The sequence below is a fragment of the Streptococcus oralis genome (genome assembly GCF_026782125.1).
GTDB classification, from domain to species: domain Bacteria; phylum Bacillota; class Bacilli; order Lactobacillales; family Streptococcaceae; genus Streptococcus; species Streptococcus oralis_CE.
The window spans coordinates 1-1,344 of record NZ_JAKUVY010000015.1 but is presented as its reverse complement, the minus strand read 5'-3'; the positions used below and the strand labels follow the sequence as shown (position 1 = coordinate 1,344).

At 39.5% G+C, this 1,344-nt stretch carries 1 protein-coding gene; it reads right to left on the bottom strand.

The annotated features are described in order from the left end of the window. The coding region (locus MK385_RS09760; protein WP_268725958.1) for an Ig-like domain-containing protein at positions 1–1,154 on the bottom strand (1,154 nt) is incomplete at its 3' end. Between the last annotated feature and the right edge of the window lie 190 nt (positions 1,155–1,344).

Below are 1,344 nucleotides of genomic sequence, written 5' to 3'. Positions count from 1 at the left end.
GCTGTAGATGCTACAATTGTACCAGAAATCAAAGATGTTGCTTCCGCTTTCATGCTAAGCGCACCTGGGCGACTTGTGTTTTGTGCAAGTTTTGTTCCGTCTGCAAGAGACAAAGCTATGATATTTGCTACTTTCGTACCATCATTTGGAGTGGTAGTACTATATGTAACGAAGTAAGAAGTCGTTCCATCTTTGATTGTAACATCAAATGATGTATAGTTTGAGTTCCAAGCAACTGTATAGTCAGTGCCTTCTACCATTAGTTCTGCTCCTGGAGGAACAGCAGAAGTACCGCCGTTAATATCAGCCTTGTAAATCTTCAAGCTTTCTGGAATGTATTGAGCTGGTGTGTAGGATGTATCATCATTTGGAATTGTGTCATGAAGCACAATGTTTTGTCCAAAATCTTGTTTTTCTGTGTTCACACGTACACGCCAGTTTGATTGCTCATTACCTGAGCTTACTGATCCGATAGCTGCTAGTTTTGGAGAGTTCCAGCTTTCACGGGAAGCTTGTCCACCAGATTTCGCGTAGTTCTCAGTACCAACTTTAGGACCTGTGATTGTCTTAGAGGTATATGTATGAGTTACCTCTTGCTTCATAGAAGAAGAATTAAAGCTAATTGGTGTCTTAGTCTGGTCTGTTAGGAAGCGGAATGATGCCGCAAAGTTACCAGATACATCCTTAACTTTATCTCCACCGGTTGCAGCTAGGTACTTGTCCAAGTTTTTCAAGGTAATTTTTGCTTTACCACCCTTGTCATTACCACTTGATGTTACAACTGCTTCCCCAATCGTTACTTGCGTAGCTGGGTCAACCAACTGTTGAGTGCCGTTGTAGACTGTCATGGGTGCAGGAATGTCGAAAGTGAAATAATCACCATTGTTCAAGTTTTCATTGTATTGTTTGAGATCAAACGTTACACGAAGCTTGTAGGCATTCCCTGTACGAACTGCATAATCTCCCTCAGAAGTTACATTCTGTTTCGTATCTGAAGCATCCAACAACTCAACACCTGTAATAACTTGCGTTAATTCCTTTGGCGTCGGGTCATCAGCTTTAACAGTATTTGTCGAAACAGATGTAAGTGTCAAGACAGAAAGAGCTGCAGCTGAAAGTTTTGAAAGCAATTTCAGCATTTTGCTTTTTGCCATGTTTCTCCTCTTTTCTATATTTTATTTTCAATGTTCTTAATCCCTCTCCTGAGAAACGAAGAAGAAATCACAGATTATTTGATATTTAGTAGTTAAAGTCCTCCAAACACTTTAAGTATTAAACATAAATAACCACATACATTCTAGCATTATACATGTCACTTTGTCAAGCGATTTAACGCTATTGTAA